2 protein-coding genes and 1 pseudogene are annotated in these 2,336 nt (G+C 72.9%); 1 reads left to right on the top strand and 2 read right to left on the bottom strand.

The annotated features are described in order from the left end of the window. Nucleotides 1–325 (bottom strand): annotated as a pseudogene (locus E2C05_RS31135) (hypothetical protein); the annotation flags it as partial. A gap of 215 nt (nucleotides 326–540) precedes the next feature. Between E2C05_RS31135 and E2C05_RS31130 the strand changes: the two are divergent. Next, the gene (locus tag E2C05_RS31130; protein ID WP_133223484.1) at nucleotides 541–1,257 is read left to right on the top strand and encodes a response regulator transcription factor; all 717 of its coding nucleotides are present in this window, start codon (nucleotides 541–543) and stop codon (nucleotides 1,255–1,257) included. Between the two features lie 370 nt (nucleotides 1,258–1,627). Here the strand turns inward: E2C05_RS31130 and E2C05_RS31125 are convergent, their stop codons facing one another. Beyond that, the gene (locus E2C05_RS31125; RefSeq protein WP_133223483.1) at nucleotides 1,628–2,227 is read right to left on the bottom strand and encodes a malonic semialdehyde reductase; all 600 of its coding nucleotides are present in this window, start codon (nucleotides 2,225–2,227) and stop codon (nucleotides 1,628–1,630) included. Between the last annotated feature and the right edge of the window lie 109 nt (nucleotides 2,228–2,336).

Below are 2,336 nucleotides of genomic sequence, written 5' to 3'. Positions count from 1 at the left end.
GCCGCAGGGCGACCGCGGCCTCCTCCGCCGCCGGCACGGGGCGGAGCGGCGGCGCGGCGGCGACCGCGACGGCCCGGGCGGGGGCCAGCAGCAGCACCGGCGGGGTGCGGGCCAGGGCGGCGAGGGTGGCGAGGCCTGGCGCCCCGACCGTTTCCGCCGCGGCGACCAGCAGCCCCCACCCATCCCCCCGCAACAGCACGGGGGTGCCCCGCCGCAGGTCGGCGGCGGCGCGGTGGACGGCGCGGAGCGCGAGGGCGGTGGCGTCCGGCAAGGCGGCCGGGGCGACCGGGATGGGGTCCGAAGGCACGGGGATCGGCATGCTCATCTGTCTGAGGGGGGGAGCGGTCGCCGGGGCATGGCGCGCCTTGAATGTGGCACCGGAACGGCGGCCGACAGCCCGCTCCATGAAATAAACCATCGGCCATCCGGCTTGCCGGCCCTGCCATGCCACCCCCATCTACGCTTGACAACGATGTGCCTACTTCGCGATCCGACGATGCCCCGCGCGTCGGCCGAATCGGCGCCATGGCTGGAGATGGAATGCCGGGTCCGCGCCCCCTCTTGATCGTGGACGACGACGCGGCGCTGCGCGCGACGCTGGCCGAGCAGCTGGCCCTCGACGGCGAATTCGCGCCCGACGAGGCCGAGACCGCCGCCGAGGCGGAGGCCAAGCTGGCCGCCGCCGCCGGGCGCTACGACGCCGTGCTGCTGGATATCGGCCTGCCGGACGGCGATGGCCGCGACCTCTGCATGCGGCTGCGGCGGCAGGGCGTGAAGATCCCGATCATCATGCTCACCGGCCAGGATGCCGAGGCCGATGTGGTGCGCGGCCTGGATGCCGGCGCCAACGACTACATCGCCAAGCCCTTCCGGCTGAACGAGCTGCTGGCGCGGCTGCGCGCCCAGCTTCGCGTCTTCGACAATTCCGAGGACGCGGTCTTCGCCATCGGCCCCTATTCCTTCCGCCCCTCGGCCAAGCTGCTGACCGACGCGGCGCGGAACCGGAAGATCCGGCTGACGGAAAAGGAAAGCGCGATCCTGAAATACCTCTACCGCGCCGGCGGCCGGCCGGTGGGGCGGCAGATCCTGCTGAACGAGGTCTGGGGCTACAACAGCGCCGTCACCACCCACACGCTGGAGACGCATATCTACCGCCTGCGGCAGAAGATCGAACCCGATCCGGGCCATGCCCGGCTGCTGCTGACCGAGGGCGGTGGGTACCGGCTGGACCCGGAAGGGTCCGTCATGGCGGGCTGAGCCGCCGCGCCCATCGCGCGCGGGGGTTGGGGCATGGCCGCTCCGCGCGGCGACCGGGCGCCGGCAAGCCGCCCGGGTGGCCCGTGATCGAACGGCCTTCCCCGGCATCCGATCCCCGTGGCCGCCCGGCACCGTCGCCGGGGAGGCCGCCCGGCGCGCTTGCGGGCCGGGCAGGTCCAGGCGTATAGGAATATCGTCAGCGCCCCGCCCATGCCCGGGAGGCGGCGGCGGATAAAGCGCTCAAATCCAAAATTCCTGTGCGGCGTCGCGCGCAACCCCCTGACCGGGCGGGGTTTTCGCCGAAAGGGTCCGCTCCGGACTCAGTCGGATTGAGGGCGGCCGGGTGGCAGGTGGGGCCGCGCCGCCCGCCTCACTCCAGCCGGCAGGCCTCGTCGAATGTCAGCCGCGGGTTGCGCGCCGGCAGCCCGGCCGGGTCGCCATGGCCGAGATTGACCAGGAAATTCGACCGCCAGTCGGTGCCGGTCAGGAAGGCCTCGTCGACCTTCCAGTTGTCGAAGCCGCTCATCGGCGCGCAGTCGAGGCCGACCGCCCGCGCCGCCAGGATCAGGTAGGCGCCCTGCAGCGTGCCGTTGCGCGTCGCGGTCTGGTCGGCCAGGGACCAGTTGTCGGCGAACCAGGTCCGCACATCGGCCTGCGGATAGAGCGTGGGCAGCCGGTCGTAGAATTTGCTGTCGGTGGCGACGATCACCGTCACCGGCGCGGCCATCGTCGCCTCGACATTGCCGGCCGACAGGGCGGGGCGGAGCTTGTCCTTCCCTTCCTTCGTGCGGATGAAGACGAAGCGGGCGGGCGAGGAATTGGCGCTGGTCGGCGCCCATTTCAGCAGGTCGTACAGTTCCTGAAGCTTCGTGTCCGGCACCGGCCGGTCCTGCCAGGCATAATGCGTGCGGGCATTGCGGAAGAGCAGGTCGCGCGCGGCGTCGTCGAGCGTGCTGGGGTCGGTCGTCATCCTGGGTCACCCGGTGCTGCGGCGCAGGATATCGCGCGGACCGCGCCGCGGCGCCAGCGGCCGGCCGCGGGGCGGCGCCATCGGGCGGCCCCCGCCCGGCACCTGCCCC

Origin of the sequence: Paracraurococcus ruber (assembly GCF_004353985.1) — a bacterium.
GTDB classification, from domain to species: Bacteria; Pseudomonadota; Alphaproteobacteria; order Acetobacterales; family Acetobacteraceae; genus Paracraurococcus; species Paracraurococcus ruber.
The sequence above is the reverse complement of the archived record's forward strand: the minus strand, read 5'-3'. Positions and strand labels throughout refer to the sequence as shown.

What these genes read in the sequence shown, in the direction of transcription:
- E2C05_RS31130 (WP_133223484.1), top strand. Translation starts at nt 541, where the DNA reads ATGCCGGGTCCGCGCCCCCTCTTGATCGTGGACGACGACGCGGCGCTG.
- E2C05_RS31125 (WP_133223483.1), bottom strand. Translation starts at nt 2,227, where the DNA reads ATGACGACCGACCCCAGCACGCTCGACGACGCCGCGCGCGACCTGCTC.